This is a genomic window from Methanobacterium sp. (assembly GCA_016222945.1).
In the GTDB taxonomy this organism is placed as follows: Archaea; Methanobacteriota; Methanobacteria; order Methanobacteriales; family Methanobacteriaceae; genus Methanobacterium_D.
In genome coordinates, this window is the sequence record JACRPY010000002.1 from 479667 (window position 1) to 494199 (window position 14533).

The following is a 14533-nucleotide window of genomic DNA, read 5'->3' on the forward strand; positions in this document are numbered from 1 at the left end:
TTTATTTATTTCTGTCCGCCGTAAATGGAGAAAATTCCATACTTATAATAACAGTCTACATTTTTAAATCCAATTGATTCCAATGAATTTAGCTGTTTTTTTAAAGTATCGGGATGATTATCTGGATTATTTTTATATTGGGTAGGTATATGCTGGAAACTTTCAGAAATTTCATTTTCAATTTCCTTTTCAGTTATCCACTCTTTCCAAAGAGTAAGGTACCATTCCTCTAAATCAGTAGAAGACGCTTTAATAGTGTCTATATTTAAAAAAAATCCTTTATCATTAAGATGATTGTAAATATATTTAAACAGTGATTCTTTTTGGTCCATTGATAAATGATGGATAGCTAATGAAGAAACAATAAAATCAAATTTTACTGTTAAATCATTTTTAACTAATTCTTGAAATGTTGTTTGAATATATTTTAGTGTAGGATATGATTTGAGACGTTTCTTCGCGTTTTTAAGCATTTCATCTGATCCGTCAATTAAAGTCCCTTCTAAGTTTTTATCCACTTTTAAGAGTTCTTGGGTTAATATTCCATCCCCACATCCAATATCAAGGGTTTTAATTAATTTATTTTTAGTATTGTCCTTTAAAAAGTGAGTATATAAAGATTTCATTATTTCAAATAATCTTTTTCTTTCTAAAATATAAAAATCAGCATTTTCAATGAATTCCTGTGCAGATTCCATTTTTTTCCATTCTGAATCTTCAAATTTACTCATTTTTAGACTTCCATTATTGATTATCGGATTTATCTGTTTATTTTTTCTAAATAAACTAAATTTAAATTTTTTGTTAATTTTTCAGTTTTAAATATTCTGTATCCAAGTTTTTCGTACAATTTAATGTTTTTCTCGCTCATATGGCCTGTAATTAGTTCATATCTCTCGCATTCATGGAAAATTTTTTCTATTTTATCCATCAATCTTGTTCCAATACCCTGATTTTGAAAATCAGGATCTATAATTAGCCTTCCTATGTAACATGTTGTATCCTTAATTAAAACGGCTCTTACAGAGCCAATTATTTTCCCATTTTCAACTACTTTTAGGAATATACTGGTCTTAAATTCATCTTTTATTTCATCCAGAGTTTGAGTGAGAGGAGGTATGGAATAGTTGTTATAAATATCTGCCTCGCTTTTATAGGCTATTTTTTGTAGGGTGAGTATTTCATCTAAATCAGATAATTTAGCTCTTTTAATATTCATTTTAATCAGTATAGTTTGATTTTAATAGTATTTTTCTTTTTTAAGGATATATTTTATTTAATAGAATGTTACAGGTCTTTATATTTAAAAAAATTTATATATAGTTTATTATAACTATTTAATAGGTGATGTAACATGGCAACAGCGTATGATCCTGTAACTATTGTTAACCTTATTTTTTGTATAATAATAGTAATTTTGGGGTATGCAGGATATAAAAAGATGGATAATACATTCCCTCTTTATATAGGTGCGGCTTTTGGCCTCTTTGGTATTTCACATCTTGCAGTTATTCTTGGATATGCAAGTTCGGAAGCTGGTTTAGTGATAATTAGAGGTTTTGCTTATTTGATAGTTATATACAAATTGTATATGGTTGCTTTCAAAAAATGATTGTATAAGTAAATTCATCCCTGAATTGAAAGAGGGTCAGTATTTTACTTTATTTGCTATTTAATTTAATTATAACACTTGAATGTATTAATAAAAGCTATAACATGCTTAATTATATATAATGTGGGATTAAACATCAATGTAATTAAAAGTTTTAAAAGGATTTGATTTTATCCATGAGTTTATCACTTAAAAATTCTGAATTTATGAAATTAGGGTACACAGGAAGTCTTTCATCTAAGTATAATCCCATTTCTTCAGTTTTATTTTTTAAATCATCTAATTCTGGCCATGGTGCTTCAGGATTAACATAATCTTGGGTAAGTGGTGAAACTCCACCCCAATCATCAGCCCCTGCAAGTAAAAACACCTGTGCTGTTTCTTTATTCAAATTTGGAGGGATTTGAACGCCTATATCGGGGAATAAAAGCTTAGTTACTGCAACCATCTTCATCATTTCAATTATAGATGGTTCAGGCCAGGTTTCCATTGGAATTCCATGTTTTGGCTTGAAATTTTGGATTATAATCTCTTGAATATGGCCATATTTATCATTCAACCGTTTAATTTCAAGAAGAGATTCAGCACGTTCTTCAATAGTTTCACCTATCCCTATAAGTAATCCTGTTGTAAATGGAATTTTTAGTTTTCCAGCATCTTCAATGGTTTTTATCCTTAAATCAGGATCTTTACCTGGGCTTTTCTCATGAACAATTGTTTCCATAAGTCGTTTACTTGTAGTTTCAAGCATTAACCCCATAGAAGCGTTTACTTCTTTTAGTAATTTCAATTCTTTCTTTTTAATTATTCCAGGGTTGCTGTGGGGTAAAAGGCCTGTATTTTTAAGGGTTTCATCACAGATAAAATAAAGGTATTCTACCATGCTATTGTAACCTAACTTTCCAAGGGCTATTTTTACATCTTCAGTTTCTTCAGGACGTTCTCCAAAGGTAAAAAGAGCTTCCTTACATTTATATTCATCTGCTTTATTTAAAATATCGAATATTTCATTGTAATTCATTAAAATTCTTGCTGTTTCATCGCCAGGTGTCTTTTTGAAAGTGCAATATCCACATTCGTTCCTGCAAATATTGGTGAGGGGTAAAAAAACATTTTTGGAATATGTAATAGTTTTAGTATTCCTTTTTGATCCTGCAGCAGAGATTAAAGATATTATATCGTCATTTTTAACGTTTAAAAGAGATATTATATCTTCTTTTGAATTTATTTCCATTATTATCTTCCATATTGAATTATAAAATTAAAAATTAGGGTTTGGATTCATTCGAGGTTTGAAACAACAACTTCAACAAATCGAGGTCCAATTCCGCCTTTTTCAACCCATGTAACAATAAAAATTCCTATATTATCTAAAAGCCCCAGGATATATTCCACGTCACAATTCATGGCTTCTAGGGAGTCTTTCATACGATGAATGCCGGAAACATCAGTTTCACTTTGGATGGTGATATTTGCTCTTATCCTTTCATCTATGATCCCTATAATATCTCCACCTTCTTTGGAGAAAGTATCTATTTTTTGAGCTTTTAGGCTGTTTAAAACATCAAGAAGAACTTCGTCCATTGATTTATCAAACTGTTTTCTGGACATTCCTCTTACAATAAGAATGTTATCTGCATCTATTGCAGGTTTTGAACCATGAAATGATTCTAAATCACCCATTATCTGACCTGCAATTTTATGTGTCTGCATCACTGATTATCCTCTCCGTCTTTTGTATTATTGCTCGTTATTCATCTCTTCTATGCCTTCTATTTCATATTTAAGTTCACCTAAGGTGGCTACTTTCTCTGCAAAGGCATTATGTCGATGTATGCTCTCTTCATTCACCTGTCTTACAGTTACAAGCGTATCATCAGGGAAGTGTTTAAATTCATTTACAATCTTCTGTACCATATTTCTAACACAATCTTCAACAAACATAGGATTTTTATGGGCTTGAACAACAATAGCGTTTTCATCAGGTCTTTTTAATAATTCACAGACAGAAGAGCTCATTGATTCTTCTATAATCTTTATTAATTGCTCTACACGTATCAATTCTTGATGTGGGACTTCTATCATAATCATTCCACGTCCTCGCTGATTATGGGAGGCAAGTGAAACAGAATCCAGCACTTTTTCTGTAGTTTCTTCATCTAAAAATTCAAGAAGATTTTCTCTGGATGTTTCACGCACAGATTCCTGTGCACAAGGACAGGCAGTCATCCCTATGACTTCTGCACCAATCATTTTCCTTATAATTATTTCGTCACCGTCTCTAAAGCCTGTAGCGTCTGCCATGATGTTAGTCATTTCCTGGGTCTTTAAATCAGTAACAGGTGATCTTTTAACAACCATAAGATCGCTTTTCATACTTACTTCGGCCCTTCTAGCATATTTATGCTTTTTAAGCAAACGGTTTACTATTTCAGCGCAAAGTGATTCTATTTCAACAGCTGAACCTCCTACTACTTCTTCAAGTACGTCGCTTATTGCTTCTGGATTTCTTGACATGTGGATTCCGCGCTGTTTACTTGGAAGATCCACAAAGGCATCAAAGGTTGGCAAGAGAACTATGGGTCTTTTTTCTTCTCGTTCAATTTTTAGAAGCTTTTTAACCCCGCTAACACCTACTCTTGTAAGATGCACTGGAATTGTTGGTATTTTATCTTGTGTATCTGGAAAACATTTGATAGACAAACTTTTCACCCCGATTAGATAATATTTGGCCTTAGAATTTAAATAGTTAGGTAAATACTCAATTTTGCTGTTTTAGCAAATTCCTTTTTTATAAATTTTTAATTATATATTAATTTTAATAAGGGTCAACTGATATAAAGGTAATTATAAATCCATTAAATCTTTATTTAAATCAATATTAATTTAAAATAAAAATAAATATTCTGTTGGTTCAAAAAAAACAGTTTAATAATCCTGGATATTTCATCTGTTTAATTTAAAAAAATTAGGGTTTGTTTATTATATCTTTAAACTCATCAGCTGTTAAATCCTTTAAATTTTCCAGAAAAATAATTTCAGCATTATAAAGTTCTTTGGCTCGATTCCCTAGAACTTCACCTGCTTTATCGGCTTCAACAATCACTAAAATCTTATTTAAATTAAATCCATCTATTTTCCGATTTATATCATTTTTAACATGCTCTATTTTCTTAGAAATTCCTCCAAGTGCGGCCTCTGGAATTTTAGGATTTAAAATCTTCATATCTTCAATTTCAAGTGGCACTCCTGCCACCACTATCCTTTGGGTGTCAACACCAAATTTTGAAAATACTTTTTTAAAGCTGTTTTTACTTGTTAAAATTAAAAGACCTTCAGATAACTTTTTAATTTCTTCTTCTATGCTTTCTTTTTCAATAACTCCAAAATCCGCTAAAATAAGGTCTAATTTAGCTCTTAAACTTAAAATTTTATCACAAAACAGTTTTGCATCAGCATCGTTGAGTGTATGGGATGGTCTGCTGGAGTAAATGAATTCTTCAGCTTCAATAAGTTCATTCATTATTTCTCCAAAAATTTCTGTGTTGATTTTTCCTTTTTTTGGAGTTTTAAACTTTTCTGCAGCTATTCTTGATTTACCTGCTTCTTCTATTAGTTTTTGAGCTTGATGAAGTCTTAATTTTTCCATATAATATCACCAGTTAATTAGAATTCAAAAAATGGGGAAAATACATCAGTTATTTTATTGAATGTATTTTGGGTATTCTCTGAAACATTTAATTCTTGTTTATAATAATCTTCAGTCATTATATTATTTAATGTGTTTATCATTTTAACGTTGCACCTTGAAAGTGCATTTAGATCATAGCCTCCTTCTAATATTAAAGCCATATTTCCAGCAATGTTTTTCATTTTATTTGCAATATATCCATAAAAGTCATCAGTGAGGGCCATGCTTGAAAGAGGGTCATCTACATGCCCATCAAAGCCTACATCAACAAAATAGAAATCAGCATTAAATTTAGAGGCAACAGGCTCAAGAATCTGGTCTAAAATATAAATATAATCATCAGTAGTTGAGCTTGGAGCCATAGGAATATTTAAATTATAACCCTCTCCTTTTCCACTACCAGTTTCTTCTATAAATCCAGATCCAGGGAAAATAGTTCTTGGATCTTGATGAATGGATATATAAAGAACATCAGGGTCGTTGTAAAATATTTCTGCAGTTCCATTACCATAATGGACATCAAAATCAAAAATCAAGAACTTTTTAATCTTGTGCACAGCTTTCAAGTATTCCAGGGCTATTGCAAGATTATTAAAGATGCAAAATCCCATGGATTTATCAGATGTTGCATGATGTCCAGGAGGACGTGCAACAGAATAAGCAATTTCATTATTTTTTAGGGCAAAATCAGCAGTTTGAATAGCACCTCCAGCTGCAAGCTTTGCTATTTCGTAACTTTCAGGCGCTGCAAAAGTATCATAATCTATATATCCTCCCCCACTCTCGCATAAACTTTTAACCTCTTCAACATGGCTTTTAGAATGAACCCTTAAAAGATCAGCAGTTGTAGCCGGTTTTGGAGAGATTATATCAATTTTATCTAAAATTCCCTCATTTTTCAGAGAACTCATTATTGCATTAAGCCTTCCCTGATTTTCAGGATGATTTCCAGTATCGTGCTTTTTATATTCGTCTGAATAAATCAGTGCAGTCATAAAAACACCATTTTGTAATTTAATAGTGGATTGATTAAGGTATATAGTTTAAATAATAAATAATTTCATATTATAAAAATGTGTTAATTTAGATCAATTATTAAAAAGAGTAAATGGATATAATTAGTAATATTAACTCATCCGGGATAAGATCAAACATGGAATGTAAATATTTTGAAAAGTTAAAGGAAAATAATTATGGAGACTTAATATTTGAGTCAAAATACTGGTTAATTTTACTTGCACCTGACCAAAATAATCTGGGTACATGTGTTGTGGCTTTAAAACGGGATGAAGGGGATTTATCAGGGCTTAATAATGGAGAATGGGAAGAATTAAGTAAAATTGTTAAGAATTTGCAGTTAGCACTTAAAAAGTCATTTGATTCAACCATGTTTAACTGGGGATGCCTAATGAATTCATCATACCTTAAAGACCCTCCAAATCCTCATGTTCACTGGCATTTCATACCACGATATCGAAATAAAACCTTTTTTGAAGGTATTATATTTGAGGACCCTTGTTTTGGCTTTAGCACAATGAAATCACGGAAAAAAAGCCGTAAAATCCCTGAATATGTAAGAAGAAAAATCATTGAGAAGATAAGGGGAAATTTTGAATTCAATGAGATTAATTGAACATAAATTGATTCTATTATTTATAAACAATTCAATTAACCTGTTTTTCGCTGTTTTTACCCATAAAACTTAATATAATTAGTCCCACAAAACAAACCAGGGTATAGGCAATAAAAGCAATATTCAGACTTTTTAAAAATAAAGGGTAATATTGTGGCGTTATCTGGACGTTTCCGATGTATAAAGAAAATATAATGATTGCAAAACCCATACTTAGTGTTTGTCCTATAAATACCATTGTTGAAGCTGTTGCAGATGCAGTTCCGTAAATATTTTTATTAACAACATTCATGGCAGTATTCGTTACAGGAGATGAGAAAAGAGCTAATCCTGTTCCAACAAGAATCAAGCCTAAAATAATAAAATATAATGGAGTGTTTTCATTTAAAAAAATAAATGAAAATAATCCAATTGTTGTAATTGCCATTCCAATTGAGGCAATTATGCGAGTATCAACTTTATCTGATATTCTACCTGCAAAAGGGGATAGAATAGCTACAGCAAGTGGTTGCAAAACTAATATGATTCCTGCAGCATTTGGACTTAGCAGTTTGAGATATTGAAGGTAAAGGCTCAATAAGAAAGTCATTGCAGTGGTTCCAAGATTAATTATTAAAATAGATGTTACTGAAATTGTAAATATCTTGTTTTTAAAGACAGATAATTTTAAAAGAGGGTATTCTAACCTATTTTCATATATTAAAAAAACAATAGTCCCTAAAATTCCAGCTAACATTAAATATTTACCAAAATTTCCATCTGCAAATGCTGAAAATCCCTGCATCAAGGAGATTATTATAAAAAAGAAGAGTACAGAACCTATAATGTCAAATTTTTCACCTTTAGATCCTGCCCACTCTGATTTAAGTTGCAATAAAATAATTGATATTAATAAAATACCAAAAGGAATGTTAAAAATAAAAATACTTCTCCATCCGAACTGTTGAACTAAAAAACCGCCCAATATTAATCCACTGAAAATTCCAGTATAAACTGAAGCCACATAAATTCCATAAGCCTTTCCTCTTTCTTGTGGATCAAAAACAGAAGAAATAAGGGCTACCCCTGTTCCAAAAATCATTGAGCAACCAATTCCCTGTAAAAAACTAAATATAAGGAGTAAAATGCCTGAAGGGGAAATTGAAGCAAGAAATGAGGCAAATGTATAGGTTATAACTCCATATAAAAAAATCTTTTTTCGACCGTATATATCTGCTAATCTTCCAAAAGGAAGTATTAATGCAGCATTGGCTAAAATAAAAGCAGTTGGAATCCAGCTTAATAAAATAGCATTCAATGCAAATTCAATACCAATTGAAGGAAGTGCAATATTGAGTGATGTTCCCATAAATGGTATAAGAAAAGATCCAAGCATCACCGTGATTAGAACTGTGTTTTTAAGCTCAATATTTTTCATTTTATTAGTTCCAAACATTTCTGAAGCATTTAAATCATTAAGTTATACAATGAGATAAACAAAGTAGCAGTTGGTTATAGCTAGAAATAGGATTAATGATGAAAGATTCTGGTTTACAAGTTTAGTAGCAGTAATTCTATCCTCAGATTTCTTTAAATAACTCAATATTGCAAAAGCAAGAGGGATTATCGAAAGAAATGCAATAACTTTGAAATTTATGATAATTGGATACAAATTGGTAATGGAAAGAATAATGAAAGAAAAAGTGGCTAATGATCCGGCAACTGCTATTGTTTTAAATCCGAATATACGTCCTTTTTTGACGATCCAGGTGATTTTACCTCCTAATTTGTCTCCTTCCATATCTGGAATTTGGACAGCAGTAATGAATAATAATTGATAAAGCAGTAAGGGTATTGAGAAAATAACGAAAGACATGTTTATTGTTCCCATTAATGTTAAATAGCCCATACCAGGCATCATGAAGCCTATAAAAATTGTTGCAAGTTCTCCAAGACCATTATAAGATAACTTTATTGGAGGAGCAGCATAAAACCATGCTAAAAGGTTACCAAACACTACAAATAAGAAGAACCAAATGGAATATGAAAATATGGCAACAAATACTGCAGCGAAAATTAATGATAGACTTAATAGTGTAATAGAAAACCATTTTGAAAAGTTTTTAAGTTCAGGATTTTCTATAAGAATTCCGCTGCCACCAGCAAATTGACTTGTTTTGCCATGTTTATCTGCCTCCATATCAAAATAATCGTTGCTGTAGTGCATGGAGAGATGTGCCGTAAAGAAAATAGCATAACCGAGTAAAAATTTATTTAAAGCAAATTCTGCATTCAATAAAACTGCGAAGAATGCTCCAAGGCAAAAATATAAAAAACCGCCAAAAATAAACTGAAAACGCCCGAGTTTTATGATTTTAATTAATTTATCAGTTTTCATGCATAATCTCCTAAAAAAAGGAAGGATGTAAAAAAAATAAATGAGCCATATCAGCTTTTAATTCTTTGAGTAAAATTTGTATAAACCTAAAATATGTTTTTATCTTCATTTAGAAGTTCTGTAGAACCCATATCTTCTTTTACAATATTTAAAACAGTTTGAGTGTAAGTTCTTTGAACATCTGGTTCTTTTAAGAGTTCTTTAACAAATGCATCAAGTTCACTTGTATCTTTGAATTTTGCCAGTAATATGGCATCAAATTCGCCTGTAACATCATAAATTCCAACAACGTTTTTATGATAGGCTGTTTTATTCTCCCAGTTCCTTAAAACTCCTCCTTTAACCCTAACTCCAATCACGGTGGTTAATTTATAACCGAGCTTGGAATGATCTATAGCCGGAACAAATTTTTTGATAATCCCTGTTTTAATGAATTTATCTACTCTATTGTGAACTGTACCTACTGATATGCTAAGTTCACGCGATATTTTCCTATAAGACATTCTTCCGTCTTTATTCAGTAAATTAAGGATTTTTTTGTCAATTTCGTCGATCTTAATTGATTTCTCATCCATTTTTATCACAACATATTCTTTTATGAAATAGAATTAATGAACAATGTTTACACTTTTACAACTTATTATTTAAATAAGTTGCATATTCTTATAAAAACTGGGATTTAAATGGATGTATCCACTAAAAATATTATAAATTTAATTAACAGTCAATAAAAATAAAAAAAGAAAAAGAGTATACGTTTTATTATTTTTCTGTGTTTATTCTGTAGTAGTTCCGAATAAAAGGGCCAGTGCTCTCGCATATATTAGAGACATGTAGGGATAAACTACTAAAGCAACAATAATTCCTCCGATGTAAGGTATCCAACCAATAATGCCGCCTATAAAGTTAACCACAGCTCCTACAATGATCATCAATATGTACCAGACTATATAGTTGCCCCATCCTATGGTGGATATTTTTTCCATTACTTCGCTGAATTGGAATGCTGCACCTATTTTACCATCATTTAAGGCCATGTTTGCTATTGCAATCGCTGCTATTAGTTCGAAAATTATTGCAAGTAATCCGGCGATAAGGACTGTTAAACCAAGTCCTCCAGCAAAAGCAAATATACTTTCAGATGCTCCTCCAGCTAAAATAGAAGCTCCTGCGCCAATAATAAACACTATAATAGGGATTAATAAGTATACAAATTCTACGACTGCAACTTTAATACCATCTATGAATAGTTTGCCTCAGTCTTCTAAATCAGGAAGTTCATTTGATCCAGCTATAGTTGATTGAATTGTTCTAAAAGCGTATCCACCTACAAATAAAAATGCTATTAAAGATAGTATGCCTCCTATAATCGCTGTCACACCTATACCTGCTAAGCTCCCCATAGATATGCCAATATACAATAACAATAGCGTAATTAGTGCTGCTGCTGCTGGGAAAATCCCTATGGTGATTACTTTTGTCAAGTCAGATGATGGAAATATAACTGCATCTTGTATCATTTCAAAAAGATCCATATTTATTCCTCCGTTTTTCTTTTTTCGGCATAAGCCAATAAGTTATTATATTAATTTCATTTATATAAAACTTTATTTTTCAAAAAAGAGTGACATTGTAAGCTATGTATAAAAGTTATTAAAAAAATAAAAAAAATAAAAGTGGTTTATTTAGATTTTTTTTTGTTTCTTGCTTATTCAATGCTTGAAGCAAATAATAAACCAACAGATCTAGCCTGGAACATTGTTAAATAAGCTCCACCTAAAATCCACAGTAGAGGGCCTATTATGATAATAAGCAGGATAAATCCAATTATGCCTATGATTAAACCTAATATCATCATAGTTATCCATATTGCTATTATCCAGAGTATATAGCTTCCCCATCCGATGGTGGATATTTTTTCCATTACTTCGCTGAATCTGAATGCTGCTCCAATTGAACCGTCGTATAAGCCCATGTTAACAATAGCTGGAAGGACTAATAGGCTCATTATAATGGTTACAATGAAAGCTATTAGCATAAGGACTATTGTAAGAATAGACGATAAACCGGCAATTGCACTGGATTGACTGCCTGATAATAGTGCTAAGAATACAGGTAGTAATGCCACAAGCCATATAATCATTGGTATAATCATGTAAACAATGCCCACAATGAGTACCTTTATACCATCAATAAATAGTTCTCCGAGGTTATCGAACTCAGGAACTTCGTCTACACCGGCAAGGGTTGATTTTATAATCCTTAAATAATATCCTGTACTCATGAAGTTTACTATAGGGACTATAGAGATAACTGTTAAAATAACTATTTTTACCCAATCAGCCAAGGGATATTTAATAGACTCTGTTATATTTTCTACGATATCCATATTTTTTCCTCCTTCTTTCTTTTTTTGGCTAAAGCCAGTTATTATATATGGGTTTCTATTTATATAAATCTCCATATTTAGAAAAAATAACAAAGTTTAAATATTATAAATCATAATATATTTTTAATCTAATTTTATTTTTGATACCAATTTTCAGTATAAAATTTTATTAGGAATTATTTAAAAATGCCATTATCTAGTAAGTATAATAAAATTTAATAACCATAACGTAAAATGATATTTAACGATCTTTTATTTATTAAAAATTTTTATGTTTAATATGAAAAGATGGAATAATCTAAAATTTAAGTCAAAACAACGTTTTAATGAAGATTTCATGGTTTTAAAAATAATGTCTTATAGGGCATATAGGTGAACAAATTGAGATGGGGAATAGTAGGAATAGTATTTTTTGTAATCCTTCTTTTACTGGGAGGTTATATTTATGTTGCAAGTGCAAATGGCTCAATTGAGCCGGTGGGGAGATTAGGATTCATTAAATTAGCAAATCCCGATATGTATCCTGGACATCCTCATTCAGAGCTTTTAGCAAAATATGCAGAGGATAGAGGTTCCAAATGTGCTCTTGTAGTTCATTTTGGAGGGAGTTCAAACTACCGTAGTTACATGGAAGGCGATACTTACATAATAGAAATGGCTTTTATAGACACTCAATCACTCCCCGGGTCACATGATCAAATTCAATGGTGGGATTCACTTAAAGTGGCTATATTTGGAATACCTGACGGTAGATACAAATATAAAATGGATGGAAAGATTTTCAACAGTTATGATGACGCAATGGCATATGTAAACAAATTAGCAAAACAACACAACCAGAAAGGCCCAATTCCAATGGTTTGGCACGGAACTGTATCCAAAGGCAATGTTATGTTGAATCAAGGTTGTGGATATCCTCTATTTTTCCAGATAGTGACAAGAGAATATGGGATAATACCTGCTTACTACTACACTATTAAAGGGATGTTATATCCCTACTTCAGTTTACCCTACAGGAACTTTGAGTTACAGCATGCCGCAGAACTTCAATATTATTATAACGCCAATATGATTAACTACGAGTAAAAAAAGCAGAAATAGTGGAATTTGATGGATACTAAGGTTGTATTCATCTTAAAATCATTTTTTTACAGTACATAACTAAATTTTTACACGTTTTCTGTTTATACGGATGATTATTATGAAAAATGGACGAAATATGGGGCTTGAACTTAATAAAAGTTCATGGGCGTGTCTTATAATCTCATTTATAATCTTCCTGGCGCTTTTAGCTTATATTTGGAAATTTACAGTGGATGATGCGTATATAACCTTTAGATATGCGTTACATTTAGCTCAAGGTTTTGGAATTGTGTGGAATGTGGGCGAATCGCCAGTAGAAGGTTACAGTAACTTTTTATGGGTTATTATTGCATCTGTTTTAATAAAACTAAACATGGATCCTGTTTTATTTACAAAAATAATAGGGATAGGGGCTTTAATCGGAACACTGTATATTTACTGGAAAATAGCAACTGAAGTATTTCATGATAAAAAATTATATTCAGCAGCATTTGCTATTGCAGCAGCACTCCTTCTTATAAACCCTGCAACTGCGATACATACAGTATCAGGGTTAGAAACTATGCCGTATACATTATTTGTACTTATTTTATCTTACTTATCATATAAACTAATTAAATCATTCAATAAACAAACTTTATACTTTTTTGCATTCATATCACTAATTTGTAGCATTTTAAGGCCAGAAGGCATGTTAATTTCAATGGGATTGTTTATTTTAATATATTTCATGGTTATAAACAAAAATAAAGTTGATGAAAGTAAAATAAAAACAATTTTACCATTTATTTTAGTATATTTATTCCCAATTGCCATATATATGGCCTTTAGAATGTATTATTTTAATGAAATATTCCCTTTACCTTTTTTAGTAAAAACGGTAACTAATGGAAGTATTGGAAGCGGTATTTACAAGTTAAGCGAGGCCATTAAATATATAGCTCCTTTATTAATAGTGATTTTAATTGCATTTATTAATAGAATAGAACCTATTTTCTATGACAGGGAAGGGATATACAAACGATTGCGTGTTATATTGATTACAATGGCCACAACAATCATCTTTGCAGACATAATATATGTTTTTTCATCGCTTTACATGAATTACGCCCAGAGATTTTATTATCCATCATTTGTACTGATCTACATACTGACTGGTATTTCTTTAGTCGTGTTGTTACATGAAATGAAAAATTCCTTTAAAATAGAGAATTTAAAGCAATTATCAAAATATGCAGGATTTTTAATAGTATTTTTACTTTTAATGTCTAACTTGGGCTTTGTATCTGATTATTCTTACTTAAATAATTGTAGTGAAAGGTTTCCAGTGTCCTATGTGAGTTTAGGGACAGAATTAAATGAATTTTCTGATCTTAATTTGACATTTGCCAGCATAGATTCAGGTTCGCTGCCATATTTTTCTAACTGGAACCAGATAGATATGGCAGGATTGAATGACAAGTTCATTGCTAAAAATGGGTTTGCAACAGAAGATTATCTTCAAAAAAGCCATCCTGAACTAATAATTATCCTATCAGGGGATGGTACTAATCCTGCAGGCACAACAGTACAGCAGCCATTTATTAAATATGCTGAAGAGAATGGATTTGTCAAATTACCGGCTGTATATTACAAGAAAGAATATTATTTGCTTCCATATCTCGATCCTAAAGTTCCTGAATTTGAAAAGATTAAGGCAGCAATTCTAAGAGCCGCTCTAACCTCATGGAAATAAACTATAATGTCCA

The 14533-nt window shown here is 31.1% G+C and carries 17 protein-coding genes; 4 read left to right on the forward strand and 13 right to left on the reverse strand.

Annotation, left to right across the window (positions count from 1 at the left end; genetic code table 11):
* Positions 1–5: 5 nt before the first annotated feature.
* Both HZC47_02605 and HZC47_02610 read right to left on the reverse strand, forming a co-directional pair.
* The gene (locus HZC47_02605) at positions 6–731 is read right to left on the reverse strand and encodes a class I SAM-dependent methyltransferase (protein MBI5679770.1); all 726 of its coding nucleotides are present in this window, start codon (positions 729–731) and stop codon (positions 6–8) included.
* Positions 732–760: 29 nt separating this feature from the next.
* Positions 761–1219 carry a GNAT family N-acetyltransferase gene (locus HZC47_02610; GenBank protein MBI5679771.1) on the reverse strand — a complete coding sequence of 153 codons (459 nt, stop codon included), beginning with the start codon at positions 1217–1219 and terminating at the stop codon, positions 761–763.
* A 135-nt stretch (positions 1220–1354) separates the two neighbouring features.
* Between HZC47_02610 and HZC47_02615 the strand changes: the two genes are divergently transcribed.
* Positions 1355–1612: a hypothetical protein gene (locus HZC47_02615; GenBank protein MBI5679772.1), complete on the forward strand. Its 258-nt coding sequence runs from the start codon at positions 1355–1357 to the stop codon at positions 1610–1612.
* Between the two features lie 154 nt (positions 1613–1766).
* Here the strand turns inward: HZC47_02615 and cofG are convergent, their stop codons facing one another.
* The 5 genes from cofG to HZC47_02640 all read right to left on the reverse strand — a co-directional run bounded on the left by cofG (position 1767) and on the right by HZC47_02640 (position 6298).
* On the reverse strand, positions 1767–2846 hold the full coding sequence (gene cofG / locus HZC47_02620; protein ID MBI5679773.1) for a 7,8-didemethyl-8-hydroxy-5-deazariboflavin synthase subunit CofG: 1080 nt from the start codon (positions 2844–2846) through the stop codon (positions 1767–1769).
* A gap of 47 nt (positions 2847–2893) precedes the next feature.
* On the reverse strand, positions 2894–3325 hold the full coding sequence (locus HZC47_02625) for a DUF2120 family protein (protein MBI5679774.1): 432 nt from the start codon (positions 3323–3325) through the stop codon (positions 2894–2896).
* Between the two features lie 27 nt (positions 3326–3352).
* Positions 3353–4315 (reverse strand): GTP cyclohydrolase I FolE2, encoded by a 963-nt coding sequence (locus HZC47_02630; protein ID MBI5679775.1) that lies wholly within the window; start codon positions 4313–4315, stop codon positions 3353–3355.
* A 265-nt stretch (positions 4316–4580) separates the two neighbouring features.
* A complete protein-coding gene (locus tag HZC47_02635; protein ID MBI5679776.1) occupies positions 4581–5261 on the reverse strand; it encodes a DUF2100 domain-containing protein in 681 nt (226 codons plus the stop codon).
* A gap of 17 nt (positions 5262–5278) precedes the next feature.
* Positions 5279–6298, reverse strand: a complete 1020-nt coding sequence (locus tag HZC47_02640) for a histone deacetylase (GenBank protein ID MBI5679777.1) — start codon at positions 6296–6298, stop codon at positions 5279–5281.
* 158 nt (positions 6299–6456) lie between these two features.
* On the opposite strand from HZC47_02640, the gene HZC47_02645 reads away from it, so the two are divergent.
* Complete coding sequence (locus HZC47_02645; GenBank protein ID MBI5679778.1) at positions 6457–6936, forward strand: HIT family protein; 480 nt, start codon at positions 6457–6459, stop codon at positions 6934–6936.
* 31 nt (positions 6937–6967) lie between these two features.
* Here HZC47_02645 and HZC47_02650 read toward each other — a convergent pair whose 3' ends face one another.
* From HZC47_02650 to HZC47_02675, 6 genes are all read right to left on the reverse strand, one after another.
* The gene (locus tag HZC47_02650; GenBank protein ID MBI5679779.1) at positions 6968–8371 is read right to left on the reverse strand and encodes an MFS transporter; all 1404 of its coding nucleotides are present in this window, start codon (positions 8369–8371) and stop codon (positions 6968–6970) included.
* Positions 8372–8395: 24 nt separating this feature from the next.
* The gene (locus HZC47_02655) at positions 8396–9313 is read right to left on the reverse strand and encodes a prenyltransferase (GenBank protein ID MBI5679780.1); all 918 of its coding nucleotides are present in this window, start codon (positions 9311–9313) and stop codon (positions 8396–8398) included.
* 86 nt (positions 9314–9399) lie between these two features.
* Positions 9400–9897, reverse strand: coding sequence for an Lrp/AsnC family transcriptional regulator (locus HZC47_02660; GenBank protein ID MBI5679781.1), 498 nt, complete (start codon positions 9895–9897; stop codon positions 9400–9402).
* Positions 9898–10089: 192 nt separating this feature from the next.
* Positions 10090–10557 carry a DUF4013 domain-containing protein gene (locus tag HZC47_02665; GenBank protein MBI5679782.1) on the reverse strand — a complete coding sequence of 156 codons (468 nt, stop codon included), beginning with the start codon at positions 10555–10557 and terminating at the stop codon, positions 10090–10092.
* A 12-nt stretch (positions 10558–10569) separates the two neighbouring features.
* Positions 10570–10848, reverse strand: coding sequence for a hypothetical protein (locus tag HZC47_02670; GenBank protein ID MBI5679783.1), 279 nt, complete (start codon positions 10846–10848; stop codon positions 10570–10572).
* A gap of 173 nt (positions 10849–11021) precedes the next feature.
* Positions 11022–11702, reverse strand: a complete 681-nt coding sequence (locus tag HZC47_02675) for a DUF4013 domain-containing protein (GenBank protein MBI5679784.1) — start codon at positions 11700–11702, stop codon at positions 11022–11024.
* 381 nt (positions 11703–12083) lie between these two features.
* Here HZC47_02675 and HZC47_02680 point away from each other — a divergent pair, with 381 nt between their 5' ends.
* On the forward strand, positions 12084–12788 hold the full coding sequence (locus HZC47_02680) for a hypothetical protein (protein MBI5679785.1): 705 nt from the start codon (positions 12084–12086) through the stop codon (positions 12786–12788).
* A gap of 115 nt (positions 12789–12903) precedes the next feature.
* Positions 12904–14520: a hypothetical protein gene (locus tag HZC47_02685; GenBank protein ID MBI5679786.1), complete on the forward strand. Its 1617-nt coding sequence runs from the start codon at positions 12904–12906 to the stop codon at positions 14518–14520.
* Positions 14521–14533: the final 13 nt, after the last annotated feature.

What these genes read in the sequence shown, in the direction of transcription:
- HZC47_02605 (MBI5679770.1), bottom strand. Translation starts at nt 731, where the DNA reads ATGAGTAAATTTGAAGATTCAGAATGGAAAAAAATGGAATCTGCACAG.
- HZC47_02610 (MBI5679771.1), bottom strand. Translation starts at nt 1,219, where the DNA reads ATGAATATTAAAAGAGCTAAATTATCTGATTTAGATGAAATACTCACC.
- HZC47_02615 (MBI5679772.1), top strand. Translation starts at nt 1,355, where the DNA reads ATGGCAACAGCGTATGATCCTGTAACTATTGTTAACCTTATTTTTTGT.
- cofG (MBI5679773.1), bottom strand. Translation starts at nt 2,846, where the DNA reads ATGGAAATAAATTCAAAAGAAGATATAATATCTCTTTTAAACGTTAAA.
- HZC47_02625 (MBI5679774.1), bottom strand. Translation starts at nt 3,325, where the DNA reads ATGCAGACACATAAAATTGCAGGTCAGATAATGGGTGATTTAGAATCA.
- HZC47_02635 (MBI5679776.1), bottom strand. Translation starts at nt 5,261, where the DNA reads ATGGAAAAATTAAGACTTCATCAAGCTCAAAAACTAATAGAAGAAGCA.
- HZC47_02640 (MBI5679777.1), bottom strand. Translation starts at nt 6,298, where the DNA reads ATGACTGCACTGATTTATTCAGACGAATATAAAAAGCACGATACTGGA.
- HZC47_02645 (MBI5679778.1), top strand. Translation starts at nt 6,457, where the DNA reads ATGGAATGTAAATATTTTGAAAAGTTAAAGGAAAATAATTATGGAGAC.
- HZC47_02650 (MBI5679779.1), bottom strand. Translation starts at nt 8,371, where the DNA reads ATGTTTGGAACTAATAAAATGAAAAATATTGAGCTTAAAAACACAGTT.
- HZC47_02655 (MBI5679780.1), bottom strand. Translation starts at nt 9,313, where the DNA reads ATGAAAACTGATAAATTAATTAAAATCATAAAACTCGGGCGTTTTCAG.
- HZC47_02670 (MBI5679783.1), bottom strand. Translation starts at nt 10,848, where the DNA reads ATGGATCTTTTTGAAATGATACAAGATGCAGTTATATTTCCATCATCT.
- HZC47_02675 (MBI5679784.1), bottom strand. Translation starts at nt 11,702, where the DNA reads ATGGATATCGTAGAAAATATAACAGAGTCTATTAAATATCCCTTGGCT.
- HZC47_02685 (MBI5679786.1), top strand. Translation starts at nt 12,904, where the DNA reads ATGAAAAATGGACGAAATATGGGGCTTGAACTTAATAAAAGTTCATGG.